Source organism: Pseudomaricurvus albidus (assembly GCF_018863235.1).
Taxonomy (GTDB): Bacteria; Pseudomonadota; Gammaproteobacteria; order Pseudomonadales; family Cellvibrionaceae; genus Pseudomaricurvus; species Pseudomaricurvus albidus.
Genome location: NZ_JAHKRS010000009.1, coordinates 1 through 25,779 on the forward strand (window position 1 = coordinate 1; position 25,779 = coordinate 25,779).

Here is a 25,779-nt window from a genome sequence, read left to right on the forward strand (position 1 = left end):
TGTCGTGCGGGTAGACTGGATCAGCAGAGCCGTGGCGCTGGCGGCAATGTCACTGTTTGGCTGGCGAGCCGTGGTGAGTTTGGGCCAGGTCTGGCGGGAGAAAGGGCTGTCTTCGAAGCCGACAATGGATAGCTGGCTGGGCACTTCAACACCTTGGAGACGTGCCGCAAACAGAGTACCCGCGGCAATTTCATCGTTACAGGCAAAGATGGCACTGGGGGGATTGTCCTGATCCAGCAATTTTTGAGTTCGCTCGACCCCGGATTCGAACGCATACTGGCCTTGCAGGATCAGTTCTTCGTCTTCCGGCAGGTTGTTTTCCCGCAGAGCCTGACGGTATCCGGCTTCCCGCTCGCCGGATGAAGAGTGAACCGTATCCCCGGACAGGAAGCCAATGCGAGTATGGCCCAGATCGATCAGGTATTGGGTGATTTCACGGGCGGCATTGTGGTCATCCACCACCACACAGGGAGAGAGGTCGTCCGGGGCTTCGGAGCCGGAAATGATCCTGACAAACTTGACGCCGCGCTTGCTAAGTTCAGAAACAATTTCCGTTCTTTCTGAAACCGGAGGGGTTAACACCAGGCCGGCCAGCTGTCCCCGCTCGACCATGGAAGCCAGCTCTTCAGTGATAGAGTCCGAATTGGCATCACAGGGGTGGATTACCAGCTCAAACCCCTGGCGGTGACACTCTTCGAGAATGCCGTGTTGCATGCCAATCACGTAGTGACTGTTGGGGTTGTCGTAGATAAAACCGATAAACGATGAGGCGCCACGGAGGTGACGAGCGGAAAGATTGGGCTGGTAGTTGAGTTCTTTGACGGCTTTCCAGACTTTTTTCTGCAGCTCGTCCCCAACCGAAGGCTCGTTATTGATAACGCGGGAAACCGTTTTGAAAGAGACACCTGCCAGTTTGGCTACATCCTTGATGGTCGGTTTCATGGTCAGTCCGCGTACCTGCTGTTTGGAAAGGCGCAAAGAGTAGTGTGTTTGCCGGGTTGAGGCAAGTTTTGGAGTCACAGAAAGCCGCGGTGATCTTGCGGGTCAAGCTGTGTAAAAGCCTCTGTGTGCGGCCGCCGAAAAGCCAGACTGGATGTTTGGACTTTTGGAGGCTGTACTTTTCCAGTTTACAGAATAAGCTGATGCCAGAAACATGCTTTTTTAAACCAAGGACTTGGTAACCATGATAATCCGCGCGCTGTTCAAAACTCTGCTGTTACCTCCCACTTCGTTGCTGTTGCTGATGTTGATTGCCTGGCTGGGGTGGCGTCGCTGGCCGAGATTTTCCCGTTCATTGTTGGGCGGGGCGCTCTTGGTCTTCTGGATATTGTCCTTGCCTGTCGTGGGAGGGACGTTATTGATGTATCTGGAGCGAGGCTATCAGCCTTTCAATCCCGAGATGTTGAAGACAGAGTCGGCTCAGGGGGCGATTGTGGTGCTCGGTGGTGGCCGGGTATCGGATGCCAGAGAATACGGCGGTGATACGGTGAACAGCAAAACCCTGGAGCGTTTACGCTACGGCGCACGTCTCTACCGAGAAACCGGATGGCCAATTTTGTTGACAGGTGGTCGTGTATTTGAAGAGCGGGATTTGCTGCCCGAAGCTCAGTTGATGGCGCAGGTAATGACGGAGGAGTTCCAGATCCCGGTCACATGGCAGGAGGAGAAGAGTAAAACCACGGCCGAGAACGCGGCTTTCAGTGCTCAAATTTTTCGGCAGCAGGGAATCGAAACCGTCTTGCTGGTGACGCACGGTTGGCATATGCCCAGGGCTTCACGAGTATTTCAGCAGGCTGGTCTGACCGTGATCCCGGCTCCGATGGCCTTGACGATTGTTGAGCCCGATCGGCTTCTCAGCTGGTTTCCGAGCCTTTCCGGTTTGTCTTCCAGCTATTTTGCCCTGCATGAGTTTTTGGGAGGATGGGTTTACCGTTGGCAGGAAAGTCGCAAAGCAGAGTGAATCAGGCGAAACTTGCACCGAATTGGCGCGATATGGTGTGCATGTGCCCAAATGGAGCACGATTGAGTGTAAGCTTTTTGTTGTTTTGCCGTTATCTGTGACCTTTATCAGGTGAAACTGGCGGAAATGGTGCAGAGAATCGCGCTGGGGGGCTTGTCTGGAAGTGCTGGTGTAATGTGGCGCGGCCTTTGCTAATAGAGATTCTGTGTTTACTAATTGAGAGGGTTCAATCCGGTGGTCGAAGTTGAAGCTGTGATTGAGGATCATGAAAAGTTACAGATGGAGGCGGTGACTCGTGTCTACCGCGAGCGCTGTTCTATCCTGATGTTGATGCGGCAGCTGAACCGGCTGGTGAACGCTCTCCAGCGCCATCGTGGTGTCAGCTTGGCTCATCTGGCCGGTGATGGGTTGTTTATGGAAGATGTGGCTCAGGTACAGGCCCAGGTGAATAAGCGCCTGTTGGTTCTGCGCAATACCTGCGATCACTTCGATCATCTGATTGCACCTCGCGAGCAGGAAAACATCCAGCACAGCTGGAACACTGTGTGCCATAACTGGGAGGGCGATGCTCTTCTGGAGAATTTTGAATACCACTCTTTTCTGATCGAACAAATCCTGAATCTGAGTGCAGGACTGGCACGCCGCCTGGAAGAGCCTTTGGTCACTGCCAGCGGTTTGACGCCGGGCGAGGAGTCAAAGGAACAGGAGCGATCGGCACTGGTGTTGCCGTTGGTATGCCGCAGTGTTCCGGAGTTGATTGAGCAGTTGGCGCGTATCCGGGGTTTGGCAACTCACTCCGCAGTGGTGGGCGGTTGCGATGAAGAGCCGGAAAAGAAACTGCAATACTGGCTGCAGTGTGCTGAGCGTCAAAACCGCGATCTGATCCACCAGATTGACGGTATTGAGCCTGGCCTGAAAGCCAGCTGGAAATCCCTGTCTGATTTAAAAAATTATGAGCTGAAACTGGCGTTTTTCCTCAACACCATCACCAAAGATATTATCCATGGTGATTCCTCGAAAGCGGATGCCCGGCAATTGTTTACCCTGGGGTCAGAGATTATCGAGGCGTATGTCGAAGCTGTGGATGGCGGGATCAGTCTGTTGCAAACAGGGTTGGAGAAAGAGCTGGAAGCCTGGTTGATTCGCCTGTAATCCTGCTGAAATATACCCTTGCGGGGCATTTTTCATGCAGGACTGAGGCGACTTTACCCCAGTCATTTCTTGACCAATGTCTTTTGATACAAATAATCCAGATCGTCTTCAATATTTGTCACGCGTTTGAAAAGACGCCTTTTCTGTTTCTCGGTCAGTGATGCGTGCAAGTCTGAGAATAGCTGCAGGCTTCTCTGGCGGTTTTCCTCCAGCAGAAGTTGGTGTTCGGGGGTCCACAAAGCGGTTTCTTCGGCGATCAGCTGTCTGAGCTGAGCCTTCACTTCTTGTTCACTCAGGCTGCGGCGCTGCTGAAAAAGCCGGTTGGCGGCCTCAATCCAGCGCTGCTGTTCCTTGCGACTGATCTCGGACAGATAGTTCAGGTCGCGGCTCCAGGCCTCTATCAGGTCTTTCTGGGTGTCAGTTTGACGCCCAATCCAATCATCCATGGCCTCTTCCAGTCGCTCCTGCCGCAGTTCGAAACGCTCTTCGGGTGATCGTTCTATGTAGGGTTCTGTTTCTTCCTTCGTGTGTTCAATCATTGCCTGAGTGAACTCCTGCCACTGGGATTCACTCAAGGACATGAAAAGAGAGTGGATTTCCGGTAGAGCATAGTCGAGGCTGGCCAACCAGTGGGCGTGGGCTTCTTCGCCAAAGGCTCTCAGTTGTTCAGGGGTGATGACCGGTTGCTGAAGTTGGGATTTGAAGGCCTGTAATTCCTGGGCGTACAGCGGTAGTTGGGTATGTTGGTGCCAGAGGTGAAACTGGTCCAGTGTGCTGTTGAGCTGCCTGTCCTGTTGTTTGTCCAGTGTCACAAAATCATCGATTCTCCAGCCCAGCCACCAGTCCATAAACGGGTAGGTAACACGCAGGGAGCAGCTCAACAGGAACATGCTGAGGCAGCCAATTAACACCGCTTTTAACGGTAAACCAGGCGATCTTGGGAAGCGTAAAAGCATGGCAGAGTCAGTGTCATTGATTGAGGGAGTTGTGTTCTTCGCGTTAAGCAAGCCCGTAGTTCTCTTGGTTGACGTTTTACTGTGATCTGAATGTTTTTTACTAAGTATAGGCTCTGTGGCACAGGTTGTAGGCGTTTCCCGTAAGTAGAGGTGAATCCTCATGGCGCATGTGTTAACATCCTCACCCTGCTCGAACGACTGTTTGATTTCTTGGATGGTCCGTTGCCGGGTATGATTGCTGACTGGATAGCCAGGCCGCAGATATAAAAGGTTTGATTATCCCGCCATGGAAGGTAATTCGTCGTTATCGCTTAAATATTAACGACATATATGGATGTGATAATAACAATAATTTAAAAATGCAGTGTTTTATGAATAATTCAGTTCTAATGTCCAACGATTCCCGTTGTCAGGAATCAACCATCTCCACGTCCGTTGAGATTGCAAATCTGCCCTTTAAAACCGAAAGTGTGCAGCTTCAAAACCGCCTGAGCCGTTTGGTGAATGTAAATCTGCGATGTTTTACGTACAGGGGGCGCTACAGTGTGTTTCTGGTGGCCTCGCAGGAATTTCCTGCCCGGCAGTTGAATAACAGCGCCGAACATCTGGCCTATCAGCTGATACAGCGACTGGATGCAGCGCCAGAAGATGTGGATTTTATCCAGTTTCAGCCCGGAGAGGAGCCCGAGTGGTTGCGCTGGCGCTTTCAGTGGGTGGGTACTTCACCGCTTCAGGCCAAGAGTCTCCCATTGGGTCCGACGGCGCTGGAGAGTTTTGTCATGCCTATTCTCGCGGAAGGTGAGATGTTCTCTCTGCTGAGTGGTCAGGTACCCAGGGTCGCCTAGCTCCCGTTTTGGTGCCAGAGCTGCATGGGTTCTGGCTGTTCAAGCTTTAGTTCGTGTTTGTTCGGGCGCTCAGTCCTGGTGCCTGATGCTTCGCTGCGTCAGCCATAAACCCAGGGCCAACAGTCCAAAACACAGAGCCACGATTGGCAGGCTGCCCCAGCGCATAAAAGGGGTGCTGCCGGTCATGGGGATCACCGGGCCGGTGACGACTTCTTCGACGAACTGTTCGCTGCGTTGTTGTAATTCGCCTTTGGCGGTGATCAGGGCACTGACGCCATTGTTGGTTGCTCGTATCACGTAACGTCCGGTTTCCAGAGCCCGCATCTGGGCCATTTCCAGATGTTGCAGTGGACCCCAGGAGCTGCCAAACCAGGCGTCATTGCTGATGGTCAGAATAACCTCACGATTGTGCGCGCTGTCGGCAACCAGATCCGGATAGACAATTTCATAGCATATGGCCGTGGCCAGACGATGGCTGCCAATTTGCAGACCGCTCTGTTGTTCTGGCCCCTGGCTGATGATCGAGGTCGGCAAGTTGAAAAACTGGATCAACCCGCGCAGCCAGTCTTCCATTGGCACATATTCGCCAAAGGGGACAAGGCGGGTTTTGTGATAAATGCCGCTGGCCAGTCCCAGTCCTGTTGCGCTGTTGAAGAATTTCTCTTGTCGCAGATCGTCATAGAGGATGCCGGTGATCAACGCGGTGTTGGTTTGCAGGGCTTTTTCATTGGCTTGTTCAAGGAAGGGGCCCGCACGGTGGTAAAGCAGGGGGATTGCCGCTTCTGGCCAGATTACCCAGTCTGATTGCCAGGCGTTCTCGGACAGGCGACTGTAACGCTCCAGAGTGGGTTGCAAAAAGTTCGGTTGCCACTTTTTTTCCTGGGGAATATTGGCCTGGACCAGTGAGACAGACAGTGGGGACTGTTGCGCTGGCTGCGTCCATTGAATGGGCTGCAGAACCTGGCCTCCTATCCACAGGGTGGCAATCACTAACGCAGTGAGCAGTTTGCCAGCCTTGCGGCTTCCCAGCAGCAGATAGATCCAGCCGCAGCTACTGATCAATACCGCCAGCGACAGACTGTAAATGCCGCCAATGGGAGCCCAGCCTGCAAGCGGTGTCAGCCCCTGACTGTAGCCGATAAACAGCCAGGGAAAACCGGTCAGCAACCAGCTTCGGGTCCATTCTCCCAACACCCAAAGGGCGCAAAAGCACAGCAGAAAAGACCCCAGTGTCTGTCCTGACGGCACTGCAGAGGTCGCTTGCTGATCAGGACTTTTAGGGCGACGAAGGAGAGTTGGTCTCCAGCGGAGCAGGCCAAAAGGCAGGGCAAACAGTAAGGCAAGAAACGCCACAAAGAGTGCGGTCAGCAGAGCGGCCAGCCAGCTGGCGGCGTAGCCGAATTCATGGATGCTGACATATACCCAGGAAGCACCAACCCCAAACAGACCCAGTCCAAAGCCGTAGCACAGTTTGTACAGGGTTTTGAGCGGTTGATTCCAGCACAGCAGTGCAAGACATGCCGGGGTCAGGATCGCCAGTGGCCACCAGCTCAGCGGAGCCAGGGCCAGCGGAGTGAGTCCGCCAGCCACGGTGGTCAGGATCAGCCGCATCCACAGAGGACATTCCGTCAGCCAGGACACCGGGGCGCTCGAGGGCACAGCCGTTGGCTGTGCAGGGTTATGAGCCGGCGTGGGCATGGCGAATCTGGAAGATCATGGCGGGAATTCCGAGTGGGCTTAGCTGGGGAGCGATAACCGTACCAGATGAATTTGACGGCTGTCTGCATAGAGTACCCGGAACTGGTAACCGTCTATGTCGGCGACTTCGTTGCGCTGCGGCAAATGCCCAAACGCCCTCATCAAAATTCCGCCAATGGTGTCGAATTCGTCTTCGTTGAAACCTGTATTGAAGTATTCGTTGAAATCTTCAATGGGGGTCAGGGCTTTGATGATGTAATCATTGTCGGCCACCTTGCGGATGAATGCGTCGTCGGCATCCTCGTCGGTTTCGTCTTCGATCTCACCGACAATTTCTTCAAGAATGTCTTCAATGGTGACCAGGCCGGAGATTCCGCCGTATTCGTCAATCACCATCGCCATGTGATAGCGATTTTCACGGAATTCCCGTAACAGCACATTCAGGCGCTTGCTTTCAGGAATGACCGTGGCGGGACGGATGACATTGTCCAGATTAAAGTTTTCTGTGCCGTTGAGAATCAGGGGCAGAAGATCTTTGGCGAGCAGGATGCCGCGTATGTCATCGGTGGATTCACCGACGACAGGGAATCGGGAGTGGCCGGATTCAATGACCATCGGCAGCAGCTCGGCAGGCTGGGCGTCAATATTGACCACGACCATTTGCGAGCGGGGAACTTGAATCTCACGCACCTGTTGGTCGGCTACGTCCAGAGCGCCCTGGATAATCTCCAGTTCTTCGGCGTCGACCACCTTGTTTTCGGCAGCTTCTTTGATGATTTCGAGCAATTCTTCGCGGGATTTGGGTTCCGCTGAAAATGCATTGAACACACGATCCAGCCAGCTTTTCTCCGATGGCTTGTCTTGATGCCTGCTCGGAGAAGGCTGGCTACTCGAAGGGTCTTCGCTCATGGCGCTCATGATCTCCTGATCAATAAAATATCTGGAAGTGGATAATAGCCGGTTTAGGCGACCGATTCATAGGGGGGAGGGAACCCCATTCCTGTTAAAATTTCGGTTTCCAATTGCTCCATAATCTCGGCATCAGAATCATTAATATGGTCATATCCCAATAAATGCAAGGTGCCGTGTACCACCATATGTGCCCAATGGGCGAAAAGCTCTTTCTGTTGCTCGGCTGCTTCCCTGGTGACCACCGGAGCACAGATGACCAGATCGCCCAGCAGCGGCAGTTCCAGTTCAGGTGGCAGGTCAGCGGGAAATGAGAGGACATTGGTGGGCTTGTCTTTCTGGCGGTACTGGAAATTCAACTCCTGGCTCTCGTCGTTGTCGACGATACGGACGCTGATTTCGGCGTGCTCACGCAGCCCTTTAAGGGCCGAGCTGGCCCAATGTTGTAACTGTTCGCTGCTGGGTAGGTCGTGCGCCTTGCTGGCCACCTGCAGATCGAGGCAGAGTTCCACGTTCATCAGTTTGCTATCAATCCCTGTTTACCAGAGGCTGCAAGGCCTTATCGGTCGCTATCCGGATTGCGGGATTCAGCTGCATCGTAGGCTTCTACAATACGTTGAACCAGCGGGTGGCGAACCACGTCTTTGGAGTTGAAGTGAGTAAAGCTGATGCCGTTTACACCGTCCAGCACGTCAATTACGTGTTTCAGACCCGAGGCTTGGCCACGGGGCAAGTCAATCTGTGACGGGTCGCCGGTAATCACCGCAGTGGAGCCAAAACCAATTCGGGTAAGGAACATCTTCATCTGTTCCCGGGTGGTGTTCTGACTCTCATCCAGAATGATGAAGGAATTGTTCAGGGTGCGTCCGCGCATATAGGCCAGCGGGGCGACTTCAATGACATTGCGTTCAATCAGTTTGCCAACGGTTTCGAAGCCAAGCATCTCATAGAGGGCGTCATAGAGTGGGCGCAGGTAGGGGTCGACCTTCTGGGACAGATCACCGGGTAAAAAACCCAGCTTTTCTCCCGCTTCCACGGCAGGACGCACCAGCAAAATACGCTCGACCAGGTCGTTGAGCAGCGCTTCTACCGCACAGGCGACGGCAAGGTAGGTTTTACCGGTCCCGGCCGGCCCAACACCGAAGTTGATGTCGTTAGTCTGAATCGCTCTGACGTAGTTTTGCTGGTGCTGTCCACGGGGCTTCACTGTGCACTTCTTCGTGCGAATCAGTGTCATGGGAGCGACCTTCTCATGTTTTTCAGAGTCGGTGTGAGCGCTGTCCGATGACGCGCCCGGAACGTTGGATGGAGCTTCTTGCATCAGCGTCTCGTTGTCGTTGGTTACGGAGTGGGATGTGGCAGAAGGGGTGCGTCGAGCTCGCTTGCCGGTTGCGTGCTCATTGTCTTGTGCATATTCACTGCCCGCTGCGGTTTCCGGTGGCTGTTGTTGAGCGGCATAACTGTCCATTTGAGACTGCTGCAGAGCCAGATGGATTTCATCGGGAGTGAGTTCGGCGCCACCTTTGGTGTCTCTGTAGAGCGACTTCAGTAATTTGCCTGCGCTGCGGGTGGTGGTGCTGTCGCCTAAAAGCGCAAATTGATTGCCGCGGTTGCGGATCTCAATGTTCAGCCGGCGTTCGATTTGTCGCAGATGTTCGTCAAACTGCCCGCAAAGAGTCGCTAGCCGGCGGGTGTCGTTAGGCTCAAGGACCACCTTGTGGGCGGTGCTGGCCTTCTTAAGGGGAGAGGTCGTATCCAAAATGTTTGTAAAGCCGTCCTGTCTCGCAATTGATATGGCTAGACTACCCCAAACCTTGTGGGCTGGGGAAGCCTGTGCTGCAGTTAATAGTTTCTAAAAAAAGCGTTTTTTATGCCGTTGGTAATGTCGCAAAAACTTACAAATCGTCCAGTTCTGAACCGATCAGGGTTCCACGCAGAGAGTTCGGCAGTGCTTCTTCGATCAGAATGTCGGCGAACTTGCCGATCAACTCCGGCTGATCGCTGCGGAAGTTAACAACCCGGTTGTTTTCGGTACGTCCGGACAGTTGTCCCGGATCTTTTTTCGAGTAACCGCTGACCAGTACGCGTTCGGTATTGCCCACCATTTTGCGTGAGATCTCAAAAGCCTGCTGGTTAATGCGCTGTTGCAGCAGTTTCAGACGCTCTTTCTTGACTTCTTCCGGCGTGTTGTCCGGCAGGTCGGATGCCGGGGTACCGGGACGAGGGCTGTAGATAAAGCTGAAGGACAGGTCGAAACCAATATCCTGGATCAGGTTCATGGTGCCTTCGAAATCTGCGTCCGTCTCACCGGGGAAGCCAACAATAAAGTCGGAGGAAAAGCAGATGTCAGGGCGAATTTTTTTCAGGCGACGCATCTTTGATTTGTATTCCAGCACCGTGTGGCCGCGTTTCATGGCCATCAATATACGGTCGGAACCGCTCTGTACGGGCAGGTGCAGGTGGCTTACCAGTTCCGGTACTTCGCCGTAGACCTCAATCAGGCTGTCAGAAAACTCAACCGGATGAGATGTGGTAAAGCGAATGCGGTCGATGCCGTCGATCGCTGCCACATAGGTAATCAGCTCGGCCAGATCCACAAGCGAGCCGTCGGGGCCCTCGGCGCGGTAGGCATTCACGTTTTGTCCCAACAGGTTGACTTCTCGCACGCCCTGGCCAGCCAGGTGGGCGACTTCCCGTAGCACGTCGGCAACCGGACGGCTGACTTCTTCACCGCGGGTGTAGGGCACCACACAGAAGGTGCAGTACTTGGAGCAGCCTTCCATGATCGAGACAAAGGCACTGACGCCATCTGCGTCAGGTTCCGGCAGATTGTCGAACTTCTCGATCTCCGGAAAACTGATGTCCACAACCACGGCACCGTTGCCCTTGGGGGTTTCCATCATCTCAGGCAGGCGGTGAAGCGTTTGTGGGCCAAAAATCAGGTCGACAAAAGGCGCCCGTTTGGCAATGGCCTCTCCTTCCTGGCTGGCGACACATCCGCCTACGCCAATCACCAGATCAGGTTTGTTCTCTTTAAGCTTTTTCCAGCGTCCCAGTTGGTGAAAGAGTTTTTCCTGGGCTTTTTCACGGATCGAGCAGGTGTTTACCAGCAGCACATCGGCTTCGCTGGGGTCGTCGGTGGGGATCATCTGATGAGATTCGCCCAGCAGGTCACGCATACGATTGGAGTCGTATTCATTCATCTGGCAGCCGTGAGTCTGTATAAAAAGCTTTTTGGTGGGCTTTTCTGTGGGCTCTTGTGCCGTATCAACCGTATCAACCATGAAACTACCTGTTTAAAACTACCTAGTGTAAAACTGCTTGTTAGGGGCTGTTACCCGGACATCGTTGCAAACGCTGTCCTAAAAATTCTCGTCAAAAGCGGCGAGTTAAAACCACTTTATCCGCTTGATATTGGCGTAACTGGCAGGCTGTCAGATGTTGTATAGCAGCTGCATAAAAATTAGCCAAAATCAGCAGGGGCGGGCATTATAGCGATGACAGAGGCTTATGCCCATACAGCAGCAGGAATAATTCCGTCAATTTGTGCTATCCTTGCGCGCCCTTCCCGTGGGACGGGGCTTTTCGGCAGGTTCTGCATTATTGCGGTCCGCCGTATAAGAGTTATTTGACGTGGAATTTCAGAGCAGATTTATGGCCGACAAACCCATTTACAAAGTGATCTTTTATAACCAGAACCAGGTCTATGAAGTCTACGCGCGTGCTATCTACCAGAGCGATATGTATGGCTTTATTGAAGTTGAGGAATTTATCTTCGGTGAGCGCACACAGGTGATTGTGGATCCGGGTGAAGAGAAACTGAAAGGTGAATTCGCGAACGTGTCGCGCTCCTACATCCCGATGCAAGCCATTATCCGTATTGACGAAGTGGAGAAAGAGGGAGCGGTTAAGGTTACCGAACTGAAAAGCAGTGACAAGGTGGCCCAGTTTCCCTTTTCAGCCCCCACGCCACCCAAGGGTAGCGAGGATTAACGGCGGGCATTGAGCGGGTTGAATGGAATCAGCCCGCAAGTTAAAAATGAATATTCTCAGTCCGGCAACCGGAACTGGATGGGCAGGGAAAATGCAAATTCGCTGCCCTGGATATCGTCGGGCATCGGAGGGAAAGGCTTGGATCGCTCAACCGCCCTCAGGGCTTCCCGATTGAGCGTTTCGTACTTGGATGACTCAACTTCGGAAACGCTCTGTACTTCACCCTGACGATCGATAACCACTGCAATACGAACACTGCCTTCCTGGCCGCGGGATGCGGCGCGTTGGGGGTAGCGAATATGCTGGTAGGTCCACTTGAGCAGTTGGGAGTGGTAAATCTGGCGGCTCAACAGGCTTTCTGCCGTCAGTAGCGGGCCGCTATCATCCTCTTCGTCATCGAACAATTCCTCTTCTTCCGGCAAGTCAGCTTTAGAGGCTGCGGCTTTGGCTACCGCAGGTTTAGATTCGGGCTTTGCGGGAGTCGGAGTTTCCGTGGCCTTGACCACTTTAGGGGCTTCAGGTTTAGCTTGTGGCGTCTCGGCAGTGTCAGGTTCGGAGGCTGCCAGTGTCGGTTTTTCTATCTTTGGCGGTGCTGCTATGGATGGGGCCGTGACGACGGGTTTGGTGATTTCTGCAACGGGTCTGTTGTCATCGTCCAGCGCCGTCTGAGTAGGGGCAGCATCGGCGAGCTCAGTTTCAATGTCTGCGGCGGGTTGTACCCATTTAGCGACGGCATCGCGACGTCCTTGGGAAGGCGAGATGGATTCAAATTTTGCCAGTAGATCCCCGTCGATACTGCCATTGGTCAGTAGGGCGTCGCGAAACTCAGATGACAGCGGCACGCTGCCGATCCAGGTTCGCAACACCATGTTGAAGAATTTTGGAGAATTAATCGACCCCAGTTCAACGTCGTTCAGGGTTACGGTGGTTTTAGTGCCGTCTCCACGAATGGCCAGGATATCGCCGGCGCGCAGAGAACGTTTCACAAAGGAGGTAAAGGAGACCATGTTTTCCGCCTGCTGGGTCAGCAGGTCAGGAGGATTGTTGATCGCCATGCCTTCAATCCACATGGAATTGAGCTGACGGGACGAAAGGCGTTTGGCTACGACCCGGAGCTCGAGACGTCTGCGGCCGGGGTTGTTCAATTGGGATGCGGCATCTGCAGAGAGATTGTCGGTATAAAGAGCACCAATAAATAGGTCTTTATTGAATTGTTTGTGGTCTGCCAAACCATTGAGAAGGGAGTCGGCAAACGTTAGCGGGGCACCAAGAACCAAAAGGGCAAATAAAGCCCAAAAACCAGGGCGGGACATAGTGAGTATCTCTTTTTATTTATGGTTAAACTTGTTCTTTTATTATCACACCTGAACACGCAAGGATGGCAGCTTGTTTGGCGTGGAAATTATCTGTTTAATACTCTACAGATATTCGTGTTGACTGCAAGGCGTAAAAGATCTCAGGATCAGGCTCTGCCAGCAGCCGTTGCCGGTCATTTTGTCGGGTTATTGGGAAGAAATCTGTCTCAGTAAGTAAAAACAAGCCGATATGCTATGTTAAGGCGACATTGATTGCGTGTTGTCTGTACAGAATATAAGGTAGAGTGGCGTCTATTTTCTCTTTTTTCGGCCGATGTTGTGCATCAGCCCACAACATCCGATGTCAGTATGTACAGCAAGCCCGTCAACGAATATCCCAGATCAATCATTGAGCAATTGATCTCAGTGATTCCTTTTTACAAGCAGGTTCGTCAGCAGGACAACTGGCAGTTTGAACTGTTGCTGCAGCATTCACGGGTTCTCGGCTTTGAGCCGGGAGAGTCTGTTGTAGAACAAGGTGCTGAAGGCAGTTGGCTGTATTTCCTGTTAAAAGGACAGCTTGAGGTGTTGGCGGGAGAAAATGCGCAGACCGTCAATTATATTACCCCGGGGGAGTTGTTTGGGGACTTGGCCATGTTGCTGAAAACAGAGCGCAGTGCCACGATCAAGGCTGATGAAAATTGTCGTGAAATTTTGGTATTTGCCACCGATTTTTCGCTGTTTGGAGTGTTAGAGGATACTCACCAGGTAAGTCTGGCAACTAAATTGACTTACTATCGTAATCTAAATCACAGTCTGCGATGGAAACTGGAAGTTTATCGCAGCAAATACCCCGAACATCCTCTGGCGGATCAGCATCGCTCCGTCAAACTGTACCGTGGTGATAAAGATACAAAGGAAGAGTTGTCTGCACTACACGCCCAGGCCTGCAATCTGGGCGAGTTGTTGGTGGAATGGAATCAGGCATTCGGGCGCTTGACGCTGGTGGGTAACCGAGCCCCGGCGAAACAGCTCCTGGCTGAAATCTCCGGCTGAGTCTGTTTATATCTCTTCGTTGATGGTTCTTTTTGTTTTCGACCGAAAGCATTGCGTGGAGCAGTGACATTTATTTGCGCGTCTGTAATGACTGCAGACAGCCGGTTTAGACCTGTTTTGGCCGCAAACGTCGCTAAAGCTTTCGCTAAACAGTGCTATGGTTGTCGGCGGTAAAAAAGTTCCTTTCTATTAACATTTCTTAGCTTGAGAGGCGTGACTATTGTCTTCAAAGTAGTCATCTTGTCTTAAGGTGTTCTCCAATAATGAAACGATTTCAGCAATATCTGAAGTACATCTGGTCCAACAAAAATTACCGTATTTCCCTTTATCTGGGAGCAGTTATCTTGGTGTGGCTGGCCAGTGGAATGGTTTTACCTTCTGCAGAAGATGAGCCGCAAACGCAGGTTGTAGCAACTGAGCCAGAACCCATTCTGGTGCAGGCACGTTACATCGATGCCCAAAACTATCAGCCGGAACTCCGCATTCGAGCTTTTACTCAAGCTCATCGCAGTGTTTCACTGAGGTCTGAGCTGAGCGGTAAGGTTGTGGCTCTGCCCGCAGTTGAGGGGCAACCGGTGGCCAAGGGCGATGTTCTGTGTGAACTGGCGCTGGATGATCGCCAGGTGCGGTTGCTAGAGGCACAGTCGGCAGTCGATCAGGCACAGTTGGAATACGATGGTTCTCTGCGTTTGAAAAGTGGTGGCTACCAGTCCGCTACCGCTATTGCTGGTGCCAAGGCGCGTCTCGACAGCGCCAAAGCGGAGTTACTCCGCAGTCAGCTGGATATGGAAAACACTCGGATTCGGGCGCCTTTTGCCGGCGTCATTGATCGCTACGCGGTAGAAGTTGGCGACTATATGGACCGGGGGGATGAGTGCGGTGTATTGCTCGAGCTGGATCCCATGATCATTCGCGGTCAGGTATCAGAGACTCAGGTCGGCCACTTGCGTAAAGGTGATAAAGCCTTCGGCCAGTTATTGACGGGACAAAAGGTCACTGGCGAGGTATCGCTGGTGGGTTATGGCTCCGACAGCAAGACCCGGACTTTCCCTGTTGAAGTGACAGTAGACAATAGAGACCTGACACTTCGCAGTGGCATCACCACCGAATTGATCGTACCGACTGCCGCCATTGCGGCTCATAAAATCCCGTCGTCGTTACTGACACTGGTCGATAACGGCAAGGTGGGGGTTCGTATTCTTTCCGAAGACCATCGTGTGCAGCTGGTGGAGGTCGAACTTATTGGTGACAGCGATGGCGCTATCTGGGTGTCGGGGTTACCTGCGCATACATTATTGATCACTGTGGGGCAGGAATACGTCAGTCAGGGCGAAAAGGTGAATGTCGCTATTGAGGGCGGCTCTGCGTCTACCGAAGCTGTAGGTTCTGCCGGCCTATGAATCTTTTATCGATGGCGGTCAGCCACTACCGCAGTACATTCTGTATTCTGGCTTTGATTATTTTTGCCGGTCTTTCCAGCTATAACCACATGCCCGTTGAAGCCCAGCCCGATGTTGACGTGCCTTACATTTACGTCGGTATCACTCTCGATGGGGTGTCCCCGGAAGACGGTGCCAGGCTGTTGGCAAGGCCCATGGAGCAAGAACTGCGCTCACTGGAAAACCTGGACGAGATCATCTCTACAGCAAAAGAGTCCCATGTCACTATTCTGGTCAAGTTTGAAGCGGGCTCTGTAGACATTGACAAGGCGCTGGACGATGTTCGCAACGCGGTTGATCGCGGCAAGGCTGAATTGCCCACAGATGCGGATGAACCCATTGTTGAAGAAATTACCGTCTCTGATTTTCCGTCGATTACGGTGGCGCTGAAGTCTGAAGAGGGTGTTTCGGAGCGTTTGGTTTTTCAGACTGCCAAGATGTTGCAGCGCGAGATCGAAGCACTGCCGGAAGTGCTTGAAGCCAATATGGTGGGTAATCGTGAAGAGGTGGTTGAAGCGCTGATCAACCCGGCCAAGCTGGAGCATTACGGCATCACCAGTGACGAGCTGATTAATGCCATTCTGGGCAATAACCTGTTGGTTCCAGCGGGTCAGATTGACACCGGGCAGGGCAAGTTTTCCGTCAAGGTGCCGGGGCTGATCGAAACCTATCAGGATGTCTATGGCATCCCGGTGAAATCCACTGCCGAGGGTGCAGTGACTTTGGGAGATGTGACCGACATTCGTCGTACCTTCAAGGATGCAGACAGTTTTACCAGTATCGATCTGCAGAAGGCCATCCTGCTGGAAGTGAACAAGCGCACGGGAGGAAACCAGATACAGGTTTCCCGAGAAGTCAGAGGTCTGATTGCCGAGCTGGAATCCCGTATTCCGCCGGGTATTGAGGTGCAGTTTGCACTGGATCAGTCGGAATTTTCCGAGGCGTTAGTGTCCGAGATGTCTGGCAACATTGTCACCGCCATGGCGCTGGTGATGGTGATCGTGGTGGCGGCACTGGGTTTTCGTTCCGGCGCTCTGGTGGGGTTGGGGATTCCTTTCTCGCTCTTGATGTCGCTTATTGGTCTCGACTATCTCCATTATTCATTCAATATCATGGTGATGTTCGGAATGATGCTGGCACTGGGTATGTTGATTGACGGTTCCATTGTCGTTACCGAATTTGCCGACCGGAAAATGGCGGAGGGGATGAGCAGTCGGGCTGCTTACTATATATCCGTCAAACGCATGTTCTGGCCGGTGGTGGCGTCGACGGCGACCACTCTGGCGGCGTTCCTGCCGTTGATGTTCTGGCCGGGAGTTTCCGGCGACTTTATGGGCTACTTGCCGGTTACCGTCTTCTGGGTATTGCTGGCGTCTCTGTTGTACGCCCTGTTTTTTGCTCCGGTACTGGGTTCGTTGATGGGCAAGTCGGCTATGGAGCCGGATGTACAGAATTACCTGCGCAGTCTGGAAACCGACTCTCCCACAAAGATGAGTGGTCACACCGGGCGCTATGCCCGCCTGCTGGAAGCTGTCCTGCGGCGGCCGATAGTGTTCTGTCTGTTGACGCTGGTTGTCCTCGTACTGATTTTTATGGCGTATGGCCGTTTTAATCACGGTGTACAGTTTTTTGCCGAGACGGAAGAAAAGTACGGCTCTGTGACTGTTCGTGCCATGGGTAACTTGTCGGTGGATGAGGCCAGGGACATCGTCAAGGAAGTGGAGCGTCGGGTGATCAAGGTGCACGGTGTGAAATCGATTTACTCATCCAGTAAAACTGACGGCAATGGTCAGGAAGTTCCAAAAGATGCGATTGGCACGATTCAGATAGAGCTGGACGATCCTGACACCATTGGGTATTCGACCCACAAGGTGTTTGAGCACATTCGCGAGGCTACTGCCGGCATACCGGGGGTCAGGATTTCTGCAGCCATTATTGAAGGTGGTCCTCCTGTGGGCAGCCCGATTCAGATTCAGCTGGAGTCTATCGACAGTGACAAGTTGCTGGAGGCAACTCTGGCAATGCGTCGTCATTTGGATTCCATGGAGGGATTGCGGGACGTTACCGACACTACCCCCCTGCCCGGTATTGAGTGGGAGATGGAGGTGGATCGTTCTCTGGCCGCGCAAGCGGGGGTGAACGTTGTGGAAGTGGGGCGTGCTGTACAGCTTGTGACCAACGGGATTCGCATTGGTGAATACCGCCCTGACGATGCCGATGATGAGGTGGAAATCCGGGTGCGTTACCCCGATGGCATTCGCGGTATCCATGCGTTGGATAACCTCAGCATCAATACGGTGACTGGTGCCGTGCCGATCAGCGGTTTTGTCAAACGTGTTGCCAAGCCCAAAGTCGATAAAGTCGAGCGCATCGATGCGATTCAAGTAATGAAAGTTCGTGCCGATGTTAAGGAAGGTGTCCTCGCGGATGACAAGGTAAAAGAGATCAAGGCGTGGCTGGAACAGAACCCCATGGATGATGAGGTTCGTGTGGTCTACCGGGGAGCCAACGAAGAGCAGGAGAAATCGGTTGAATTTCTGAGTGTCGCCTTTTCGTTGGCGCTGTTTCTGATGTTTGTGTTGTTGGTGACACAGTTTAACAGTTACTACCAGGCGGTATTGATTCTGTCGGCGGTGGTCATGTCCACCGCCGGAGTGCTGTTGGGATTGCTGTTAACCGGGCAGATCTTCAGTACGATCCTCACCGGGGTGGGAATCGTGGCGCTGGCGGGTATTGTTGTGAATAACAACATTGTTCTTATTGATACCTATAACTTCATCCGCAAGGATAAAAAGAATCTCTCCGACAGAGAAGCGGTGATTCTGGCTTGTGCCCAGCGATTGCGTCCGGTGTTTCTGACAACAGCGACCACAATTTTGGGGCTGATCACGATTGCGTTTTCCGTCAGTGTGGATTTGATCGGCCGCAAGGTAATTGCCGACGGCGTGGTCACTTCCATCTTTCAGCCGCTGGCCAGTGCGCTGGTGTCCGGGCTGCTGTTTGCCACGGTGCTGACCCTGATCGTGACGCCCGTGATGTTGATCGTGCCTCGTCGGTTTGTGTACCTGTATCAGCAGTGGGTTGATCCCAGGGTACGGCCTTTGTTCAATAAGATGAAGCGGACAAAGGAGGGGAGTGTATAAGCACTGCCGTAAAAGCTTGCAGTGTCCATAATAAGGAGATGTCCGTAGCGACAATGATGCCAATACATGAAATTTGAAGAAATTAAACTTGAACCGGGGTTCATGCTGCAACTGCAGACCGGCACTCTGGAAGATCAAGAGAAACGTATCAACTGTCGCTACATCGGCGCTCTGCCTGGCAAATACCTGCTGGTGACTCACCCGGCTAATACCCGCCTGCGCAGTGGCCAGAAACTGGTGGTTAAAGCCATGATTGCCAATGGCATCGCTGTTTTCCCTGTCGTTGTTCAGTCGGTAATGACAGCCCCGTTTCCCATGGCTTATTTTTCTTTTCCTGCCAATGTCAGCGTCAAGCAAATTCGCGCAGCCACCCGTGTTAATGTCAGTCTGCCGGTGACCGTCACCAATCTCAGTAGCCTGTCTGTCGACTCCATCGAAGGGCGCTTTGCGGATCTCAGCATTTCCGGAGCAAAAGTTGAATTAAAAGATGTGGTGGGTGCTGTCGGAGATGAGTTGGAGCTGGCTGCGGATATTGAGCTGGGAGATATACGGCGTCGAATGGTTCTCAAAGCCGTGATTCGCGCGCGCATTGATCGCAGCACCAGTGAGCAGGATGAAGACTATCCCGCTGTTTATGGTCTGGAATTCCTGACCACCGATGAAGACAACCAATTGTTGCTCCAGGCCTATGTTTATCGTCAATTGGCCGGCGTCTAAAGCTGTTGCCGTCATCTGCCTGATATTGCTGCTGAGTCCTTCAGTGGTGTGGTCTGCCATGACGCAAAATCTGTGGCTGCCCGGCAGTTATCACAAGCTGATGCCCGAATTGCGCAAAGGTGCCGAAAAACTGCAGGCTACCGAGCGATGTGCGAAAGTGCTGGAAGGCAAGTTGCACAACAGCACGCAGGATGAGGGGCGCGCGACCTTCTTCTTTATTTGCCGGGACTCAGAGCGCAAGACATTTCCTGTACTGATGGATGCCAATACTCTGGAACTGGATTTTCCGCTGACCCCGGAACCGACACCCAGGGATCTGGCCGCGGAGCGGCGGGCGCGTATTCAGCAGGCCTGGCAACAGTGCGAAAGCTCGTTTGTCCGTGAGACCCGTTTTATGAACAAGATGACAATTCTGACTCAGGGGCAACCCAAACCCCAGACGGATGAAGATGGCAGTGTTGCTTTTGTGATCGATTTTGATGCCCAAAACCTGCACTCCCAACCCTTGCATTATCGGGCTTACTGCACGTCAAAAGATGACGGGGCACTGCCGGAAATGTCTATTCAGCCTCGGCGCAGTGCAGCGCTCGGGGAGATCATCTCAATTCACTGACCAGGCCGTCTCGGTTTTGTGAATCTGAAAAAAGCGGGCGTCTTGTCGGCTCTGCACTTCTGGTATGATGCGGCGTTGACACGTCGATTATCGATATCAGGAATCCCATGCATTTCTTTAAAGCCCTTTATATTCGCGCCTACTTTTTGACCGCTCTGGTGATCACCTTTTGGGGATTGAGTCAGCTGGGGCAGGGACACGTTCTGTGGGTGGCTCCATTGCTTACATGGACCCCGCTGTGGCTCCACAATGTCTGGCGTTTGCATCTGGCCAATTCCTGGTTTGGGGATGAGCGTGAACGCCTGGCCATGGGATTCGCATTGCTGGGCGTAGGGATCGTGCTGGTTGCTGGTGAGCGCGATCAGGTGTTGTGGTGGACTCTGGCAGGGCTGTTTGCCCTTTTGCTCTATGTGGTGCTGATTTCCAGTCTGGCCCGAGGTGTGCGGGAACCTGTGGGTGATCAATCGAGGCTGCCGGAGTTGATGTTCAGTCGTCCTGTCGTGGGCAATCATGGAAAATCAGAGTTAATCAGCGTGCAGGCTTACAATGCCCTGTTGGCAGAAGAGGGCAAATCACCGGTGCATTGGGTGTTGTTTTTTCATGCGCCCAGCTGCCCGTATTCCCGCATGGCGATGCGTGAGCTGATGCAAAAGCTGGATCAGCATTCCGAAATACATCCAGAGCAGGTGGTGGCTGTGTTTGCTGATGAGCTGCCAAACTGGGTAGCCCGGTTCCAGAAGGCCGGCGGTCAGTGCTGGGTCGACCCGGAGGGAGAGTCCTCTCAACAACTGGGGTTGTGGCTCAGGGGGGGGAATACCCTGCTGGAGGGGGGCAACAATGCCCTCAGGCCGGCATTGGCGGCCTTCGATTCCGACGGCAAAGTGGCCTATTGGGAAGTGGCGGCCAACTTCCGTCTGCCGCCCTCTCTTGAAGAGCATTGGGAAAAACTAAAACGCTTGGGTTGATTTTGGTCGATGTTAAAGCGCGTCGATGTCCAGTGCGCTGTTATATTCAGAACACTACAGCGCCCCGTTGGGCAGAAAACGGTTGTCCGAATTGCTCTTGATCCACAGCAATAACTCCTTGTCCGGGGGAGATTTGCGCAGGCGCAGGGCTTTGACCAGTCCTATGACCGGAGATTCGGCTCCGGCTTCCCATCCGCTCAATTGCATTTCTGCCAGTGTGAAAAACTTCACCAGATGAATCACCTGCTCATCGCTTAAGGATTCTGCGGTCTTGATCCAGGTGTCCTTGGACAGTTTCATCAGAGGTGCTTGTGAAATCTTGATGTCGTCATTGAGCGTACTTTTCAGGTCATTCAGCTGCTGTTGTTCACTCAGCGCGATAAATGCCTTCAGCACATCGTGGTCAATGGAAAAATTGTCCGCTTGCTGTGCTTGATTGGGATCCCAGGCTCCAACGGTCATAACATCTCTCTTTTTTGGAAGTTTACAAATTCAGACAGCTTTCGAGATTTGAACAGGCAGCGGATTATACCCTCTTGGCGGACAAAAAACTGCGGGCTCGAATGCCTTACATGATTTATACTGTATGAATAAACAGTTAATCTCTTGAGTAATATGACACGTAAGATTATTCACGTTGACGCCGATTGCTTTTTTGCCGCCATTGAGATGCGTGATAACCCGGATTTGAGAGGCCGGCCAATGGCCGTCGGTGGCGATCCCGGCAAGCGGGGTGTCATATCAACCTGCAACTACGAAGCCCGGGCTTTTGGAGTGCGCTCTGCCATGGCGTCAGCACTGGCTCTGAGACACTGTCCGAGCCTGCTGATTGTGCCTCACAATATGGAAAAGTACCGCGAGGCTTCGCAGGTAATGCGCAATATATTTTGCGATTACACAGACTTGGTGGAACCCCTGTCACTGGATGAGGCGTTTTTGGATGTCAGTGAATGCAATCAGCATCAGGGGAGCGCAACGCGCATGGCTGAAGAGATAAGAGCCCGTATTGCCCAGGCTCTGGAGATAACGGTATCCGCGGGTGTTGCCCCCAACAAATTTTTGGCCAAGGTGGCCAGTGACTGGCAAAAACCGGATGGCCTTACCGTGATCGCTCCGGAAGCCGTGGATGACTTTGTTCGGCAATTACCTGTGGAGCGTATCTCCGGGGTTGGCAGGGTAACCGCTGAAAAAATGCATCGACTGGAAATTCACACCTGTGGTGATTTGCGCCGCTATTCCCAGTTTGAACTCAGCGAAGCGTTTGGCAGTTTTGGGCCTCGTTTGCATGAGCTTTGTCGTGGTGTTGATGATCGTCCTGTGCGCACCAGCCGACGTCGAAAATCCCTCAGTGTTGAACACACGTTTGCTCATGATCTCAATTCGCTGCAAGATTGTTTGGCGCAAGTGCCTGAACTTCTGGCCAAGTTGAGTAAAAGGTTGCTGGGTCTTGACGACGATTACCTGGTGGTAAAGGCGTTCGTGAAAGTTAAGTTTGATGACTTTACATCAACGACGCTGGAACGAGCCGGTATGCAGGCAGACGTTGAGGATTATCAGCAGTTGCTGGAAGAGGCGTTCGGGCGAAGTGAGCGTCCCGTTCGTCTGCTGGGGTTGGGGGTGCGGTTTGTAGACCTGAAATCTGGGGATGACTTCACGCAAATGGATTTTTTTCAGGGGGAAGAAAATCCCTGAAATCCCCGCCAGCCCCACTCTCAGGCCATCGGTGTCTCTGGCCGGGGCCTGTTTCACATCTCCGTTTCACTGTCAATTCTACCTATTTTTTTTCTGGCCACTATAATTCCGCGCCCAAATGATTATTTGAGAAGTTTAAGCAGAGGTAGTGCTGGGTGATTGTCTTTACCGCCACCAATTTACAAACCCAAGATGTCTATGTTGGGACTGCCAGAGAGAGTGTTGAAGAGGAATGGGCAGACCTCTTATCCCAGGCCGAAAGCGGCACCAGTGGACAGTTTTTTCAACAATTGCGTGAGCACGGTGCCGCCGCTTTTGAGGTGGATACCTGGGCTTATGGTGAGAGTCCGGCTGAGGCGCGTGAGTCCATGCGTGAAGCCAAAGAGGAGCTGGGTGCCCAGCCGATCAAGTCCAGCCGTGGCAAGTCTGCCGGTCGCAGTACCCAGGCAGTGCAATCCGCCAGTATGAAAGCCTTGATGGCGGCTTTTGAAGAGGCCATGAGTGAAGAGGGGCCTCTGGATGAAGACGATGCCCTTGAAGGACTGACTTCCGAGGCCCGGAAGACCGCTGCGGACAGGGCTTCTCAGGAGGCTGAGAGCCCTTCGGATGAGGTTAAGGTTTCTGCAGAAGCCAGTGACCACCTTCCCGTTTCGCCAGAGTCGCCTCAGTCGGCCCCGGCTTTTGAGGCGAGACAGAACGCTGACACGTCTCCGGTGGCTGAAAAACCACCAGAAGATGAAGAGCAAAAAATGCAGGCGCGCCTTGAGGCGATGAAAGCAGCTCAGGCCAGACTGTTGCGCGAGCGAGAGTCAGGAACATCTTCAGCGACGGCTAAAACCGCTGCCAAACCAGCCGCACCGGAAAAGCTGGCTACGGGGCGGACAGGATCTGCAGCAAAAGAGAAACGCATCCGCGAAGCCATTGAGGCGGAGCGGGAGCGTCGTGAAAACCTGCGTCATACCAACGGCCGTGATGATCAAGCCGAGATGAATGCGGTCATGGCACGGATCGAGATGCGCCGCATGGCGACCAAGAAAGCCAATGCCGAGAAGGCCAAACAGGCCGCTGCTGCCCGTCGGGCAAAACAGAAAGCTGAAGCCCGAAAAGAGGCCGCCGCCAGTACAGCATCTCAAGATTTCAACGGTTCTGCGTCGGTATCGACGAAAGTCACTGCCACCAATGGGGTGTCTGCGAGCAAGAAAACCACGACGAGCAAGAAATTGGCTGCCAAAAAGCCCGCAGAGCAACGCTCTACGCTGAAGCTGGCCGCAGGGCGTACTGGCTCCAGCGCCAAAGAAAAGCGCATCAAAGAGGCTATTGAGCAGGAAAAAGCGGCCAGAATGGCAGAAAAACAGGCTCAGAGAGCGGCAGAGGCTGAGGAAATGGCCAATATCCTCGCCAGGCTGGAAGCCAGAGCGAAAGAGGCAGAGAAGATTAAACGCCGCCGTTAACTTCTCTGTGGGCGCCAGGATGGATTCTGGCGCAGTGCTTATCATGTCCAGCGGCAGGACTTAACCGCCTGGTGAGTCTGATTGTCGGCTGTCGGCACTATTCAGCTTTTCAGCCTTTGGGGGTGAGAGGCTCCCCTTCAAATGCAATCCCTTCCCAGCCGTGCTTCATAAAGTTACGAATATTCTGGTGGTCAGTGCCTTCTGGGTGGTTCAGCACGTCCTGGCGATAATACTGACCAAAGCAGGCCAGTGTGTGCTCTGCATCCAGCCCCTGAAGCTTGGCGAACGCGAGCAGTTTGCAGGAACCCTGATTCTGCTCGGGCTCGTTGGTTAAATCGCCATTTTTGAACCGAGTCGGGGTAAATTGGTAGTTGGCTTCGATGATGGCCATGGTGTCGGTGAAATCGACGGTGTCAGGGGTGTTTCTCAGAGTGTTTAAAAAGTCATCAATGGACATTCTTTTGTTACCTTAAGTGACAGTATGTTGCTGAAAGTGATACCAATTTCTCGGTTTTAGGACGCTAGCTTAACAAACTGTGGCAGTGGGTTTCGAGTGTTAGTGTCTTTGCAAATTAGCTGGTAAGATGCCTGACCTGAGTTTAGATACTCTGAAAGAAGCGATTGTTATAACGCAGACTATAACGAACAGAAAGACCGGTTTTCGGTCAGGCTTAATTAAGAGGTAGTAGTAAAGTGAGACGCAGAAAAGGCCGCGGTGCCGAAGAGGATAACAGCGAAATCGATTTGACTCCGATGCTGGACGTTGTATTCATTATGTTGATTTTCTTCATTGTGACTGCATCATTCGTCAAAGAGTCGACCATCGATGTGAACATGCCTGATCCTAATGAAAATCAGCAGCAAACCGATGATGACAATGCCGCGATTGTGGTAACTGTTAAGGCCAACGATGAAATCTGGATGGATGATCGTCGTATCGATATCCGTGCTGTGCGAGCTAATATCGAGCGTGTTCACGCCGAGAAGCCACAGGCTCCAGTTGTTGTGAAAGCAGATGCAAACTCTACAGCCAAAGTGTTCGTAGCAGTAGCTGATGCGGCGCGCGAAGCGAAGGTGTACAACGTTTCCCTGCTGCCACCTGAAGAAAAGAAGTAAGTCTTAGCTGAAGTTCTGCGAGGGACTGCGGAGCTGACTCGAATTCATGAGTTTGACAGGCATTGACCTGGTAAGCATATTGCGCGGTGTAGTCCAGCCGATTGGCAATTAGAGTCCGTTCCACGGTTCTGATAAAAAAGCTTGATTAAGCGATCTAAAAAAAGCCACCTGCGGGTGGCTTTTTTTGTGCCTGTAGAAATCACATCACTGTTGATATGACTGTGAAGTTTGAGCGGATGGTGCGGGCGGCATCAGCGATTCAGGCGGTGGGCGGTTTTGTGATGGCCTTCTGCGAGTGCCGCTGATGGTGTCGTGCAAATGATGTCTCATCAGACGGTCAAAATCCCGCCGTTTCAGGTGGATCAGGTGCTGATGATCACCGGCCTCCAGCCAAAGCTCACTGGCTTCGGCAATCTGATCATCCCAGATGACGTTGATGCCGTACGCCTGGCCAAAGGAGGGGATGGCGCCGTGCTCGCAGTCGAAAAACAAACTGTCCAATTCCTCCTCATCTGCCAATTCCAGACGGCGTCCGAGGACTTCGTTCAGGGTGTGGCGCAAGACGCGATTGCTTGAAGGTACGATGGCCATGGTATAGAAGAAGTCTTCGTCGCGGAAAACCACGCCTTTGATTAATTGCCCCGAGGGGATGTCCGCACATTTGGCGGTGTTGTGAGACCCTTCGGTATAACGGTGTTCCAGAAGGTCGTACCGGACTTTCTGGGATTTAAGGAAATTTTCCAGGGTAATAGCAACTCCCATAACCTGTCTCCTGAGAT

General features: G+C 52.8%; 24 protein-coding genes. 13 read left to right on the forward strand and 11 right to left on the reverse strand.

The window, feature by feature from the left end:
- A partial coding sequence (locus KOI40_RS14115) for a LacI family DNA-binding transcriptional regulator (RefSeq protein ID WP_216098179.1) occupies nt 1-942 on the reverse strand: 942 nt, incomplete at its 3' end.
- Between the two features lie 241 nt (nt 943-1,183).
- Between KOI40_RS14115 and KOI40_RS14120 the strand changes: the two genes are divergently transcribed.
- Nucleotides 1,184-1,960 (forward strand): YdcF family protein, encoded by a 777-nt coding sequence (locus KOI40_RS14120; protein ID WP_216098180.1) that lies wholly within the window; start codon nt 1,184-1,186, stop codon nt 1,958-1,960.
- 234 nt (nt 1,961-2,194) lie between these two features.
- Nucleotides 2,195-3,112, forward strand: coding sequence for a hypothetical protein (locus tag KOI40_RS14125; protein WP_216098181.1), 918 nt, complete (start codon nt 2,195-2,197; stop codon nt 3,110-3,112).
- Nucleotides 3,113-3,174: 62 nt separating this feature from the next.
- On the opposite strand, the gene KOI40_RS14130 is transcribed toward KOI40_RS14125, so the two are convergent.
- The gene (locus KOI40_RS14130) at nt 3,175-4,068 is read right to left on the reverse strand and encodes a DUF6279 family lipoprotein (RefSeq protein ID WP_216098182.1); all 894 of its coding nucleotides are present in this window, start codon (nt 4,066-4,068) and stop codon (nt 3,175-3,177) included.
- Between the two features lie 371 nt (nt 4,069-4,439).
- Between KOI40_RS14130 and KOI40_RS14135 the strand changes: the two genes are divergently transcribed.
- On the forward strand, nt 4,440-4,913 hold the full coding sequence (locus tag KOI40_RS14135) for a hypothetical protein (RefSeq protein ID WP_216098183.1): 474 nt from the start codon (nt 4,440-4,442) through the stop codon (nt 4,911-4,913).
- 69 nt (nt 4,914-4,982) lie between these two features.
- On the opposite strand, the gene lnt is transcribed toward KOI40_RS14135, so the two are convergent.
- From lnt to miaB, 5 genes are all read right to left on the reverse strand, one after another.
- On the reverse strand, nt 4,983-6,611 hold the full coding sequence (lnt, locus tag KOI40_RS14140) for an apolipoprotein N-acyltransferase (protein WP_216098184.1): 1,629 nt from the start codon (nt 6,609-6,611) through the stop codon (nt 4,983-4,985).
- A 39-nt stretch (nt 6,612-6,650) separates the two neighbouring features.
- Nucleotides 6,651-7,520 carry a CorC family transporter gene (locus tag KOI40_RS14145; RefSeq protein ID WP_216098185.1) on the reverse strand — a complete coding sequence of 290 codons (870 nt, stop codon included), beginning with the start codon at nt 7,518-7,520 and terminating at the stop codon, nt 6,651-6,653.
- A 53-nt stretch (nt 7,521-7,573) separates the two neighbouring features.
- Nucleotides 7,574-8,038, reverse strand: a complete 465-nt coding sequence (gene ybeY, locus KOI40_RS14150; RefSeq protein WP_216098186.1) for an rRNA maturation RNase YbeY — start codon at nt 8,036-8,038, stop codon at nt 7,574-7,576.
- 41 nt (nt 8,039-8,079) lie between these two features.
- On the reverse strand, nt 8,080-9,279 hold the full coding sequence (locus tag KOI40_RS14155) for a PhoH family protein (RefSeq protein ID WP_233710285.1): 1,200 nt from the start codon (nt 9,277-9,279) through the stop codon (nt 8,080-8,082).
- 136 nt (nt 9,280-9,415) lie between these two features.
- Nucleotides 9,416-10,804, reverse strand: coding sequence for a tRNA (N6-isopentenyl adenosine(37)-C2)-methylthiotransferase MiaB (gene miaB / locus KOI40_RS14160; RefSeq protein WP_216098187.1), 1,389 nt, complete (start codon nt 10,802-10,804; stop codon nt 9,416-9,418).
- Nucleotides 10,805-11,174: 370 nt separating this feature from the next.
- Here miaB and KOI40_RS14165 point away from each other — a divergent pair, with 370 nt between their 5' ends.
- Nucleotides 11,175-11,513 (forward strand): DUF1820 family protein, encoded by a 339-nt coding sequence (locus tag KOI40_RS14165; RefSeq protein WP_216098188.1) that lies wholly within the window; start codon nt 11,175-11,177, stop codon nt 11,511-11,513.
- 56 nt (nt 11,514-11,569) lie between these two features.
- Here KOI40_RS14165 and KOI40_RS14170 read toward each other — a convergent pair whose 3' ends face one another.
- The gene (locus KOI40_RS14170) at nt 11,570-12,826 is read right to left on the reverse strand and encodes a TonB family protein (protein WP_216098189.1); all 1,257 of its coding nucleotides are present in this window, start codon (nt 12,824-12,826) and stop codon (nt 11,570-11,572) included.
- Between the two features lie 321 nt (nt 12,827-13,147).
- Between KOI40_RS14170 and KOI40_RS14175 the strand changes: the two genes are divergently transcribed.
- The 6 genes from KOI40_RS14175 (at nt 13,148) to KOI40_RS14200 (ending at nt 20,741) form a co-directional block, all read left to right on the forward strand.
- Nucleotides 13,148-13,864, forward strand: coding sequence for a cyclic nucleotide-binding domain-containing protein (locus KOI40_RS14175; protein ID WP_369413190.1), 717 nt, complete (start codon nt 13,148-13,150; stop codon nt 13,862-13,864).
- A 263-nt stretch (nt 13,865-14,127) separates the two neighbouring features.
- On the forward strand, nt 14,128-15,264 hold the full coding sequence (locus tag KOI40_RS14180) for an efflux RND transporter periplasmic adaptor subunit (protein ID WP_216098190.1): 1,137 nt from the start codon (nt 14,128-14,130) through the stop codon (nt 15,262-15,264).
- Nucleotides 15,261-18,446 (forward strand): efflux RND transporter permease subunit, encoded by a 3,186-nt coding sequence (locus KOI40_RS14185; RefSeq protein ID WP_216098191.1) that lies wholly within the window; start codon nt 15,261-15,263, stop codon nt 18,444-18,446. Before KOI40_RS14180 ends, KOI40_RS14185 begins: the two co-directional genes overlap by 4 nt.
- 66 nt (nt 18,447-18,512) lie before the next feature.
- A complete protein-coding gene (locus tag KOI40_RS14190; protein WP_216098192.1) occupies nt 18,513-19,163 on the forward strand; it encodes a flagellar brake protein in 651 nt (216 codons plus the stop codon).
- 58 nt (nt 19,164-19,221) lie between these two features.
- Nucleotides 19,222-19,776, forward strand: a complete 555-nt coding sequence (locus tag KOI40_RS14195) for a hypothetical protein (protein ID WP_216098193.1) — start codon at nt 19,222-19,224, stop codon at nt 19,774-19,776.
- A 107-nt stretch (nt 19,777-19,883) separates the two neighbouring features.
- Nucleotides 19,884-20,741, forward strand: coding sequence for a thioredoxin domain-containing protein (locus tag KOI40_RS14200; RefSeq protein ID WP_216098194.1), 858 nt, complete (start codon nt 19,884-19,886; stop codon nt 20,739-20,741).
- A gap of 54 nt (nt 20,742-20,795) precedes the next feature.
- On the opposite strand, the gene KOI40_RS14205 is transcribed toward KOI40_RS14200, so the two are convergent.
- Entirely contained in the window at nt 20,796-21,203 is a 408-nt protein-coding gene (locus KOI40_RS14205) for a hypothetical protein (protein WP_216098195.1), read from the reverse strand.
- Between the two features lie 153 nt (nt 21,204-21,356).
- Between KOI40_RS14205 and dinB the strand changes: the two genes are divergently transcribed.
- Both dinB and KOI40_RS14215 read left to right on the forward strand, forming a co-directional pair.
- On the forward strand, nt 21,357-22,433 hold the full coding sequence (dinB, locus tag KOI40_RS14210; protein WP_216098196.1) for a DNA polymerase IV: 1,077 nt from the start codon (nt 21,357-21,359) through the stop codon (nt 22,431-22,433).
- Nucleotides 22,434-22,588: 155 nt separating this feature from the next.
- A complete protein-coding gene (locus KOI40_RS14215; RefSeq protein WP_216098197.1) occupies nt 22,589-23,884 on the forward strand; it encodes a GIY-YIG nuclease family protein in 1,296 nt (431 codons plus the stop codon).
- 109 nt (nt 23,885-23,993) lie between these two features.
- Here the strand turns inward: KOI40_RS14215 and KOI40_RS14220 are convergent, their stop codons facing one another.
- A complete protein-coding gene (locus tag KOI40_RS14220; RefSeq protein WP_216098198.1) occupies nt 23,994-24,341 on the reverse strand; it encodes a HopJ type III effector protein in 348 nt (115 codons plus the stop codon).
- Between the two features lie 236 nt (nt 24,342-24,577).
- On the opposite strand from KOI40_RS14220, the gene KOI40_RS14225 reads away from it, so the two are divergent.
- Nucleotides 24,578-25,000 carry an ExbD/TolR family protein gene (locus KOI40_RS14225; protein ID WP_369413191.1) on the forward strand — a complete coding sequence of 141 codons (423 nt, stop codon included), beginning with the start codon at nt 24,578-24,580 and terminating at the stop codon, nt 24,998-25,000.
- Between the two features lie 204 nt (nt 25,001-25,204).
- Here KOI40_RS14225 and KOI40_RS14230 read toward each other — a convergent pair whose 3' ends face one another.
- Nucleotides 25,205-25,762 (reverse strand): aminoacyl-tRNA deacylase, encoded by a 558-nt coding sequence (locus KOI40_RS14230; protein WP_216098199.1) that lies wholly within the window; start codon nt 25,760-25,762, stop codon nt 25,205-25,207.
- Between the last annotated feature and the right edge of the window lie 17 nt (nt 25,763-25,779).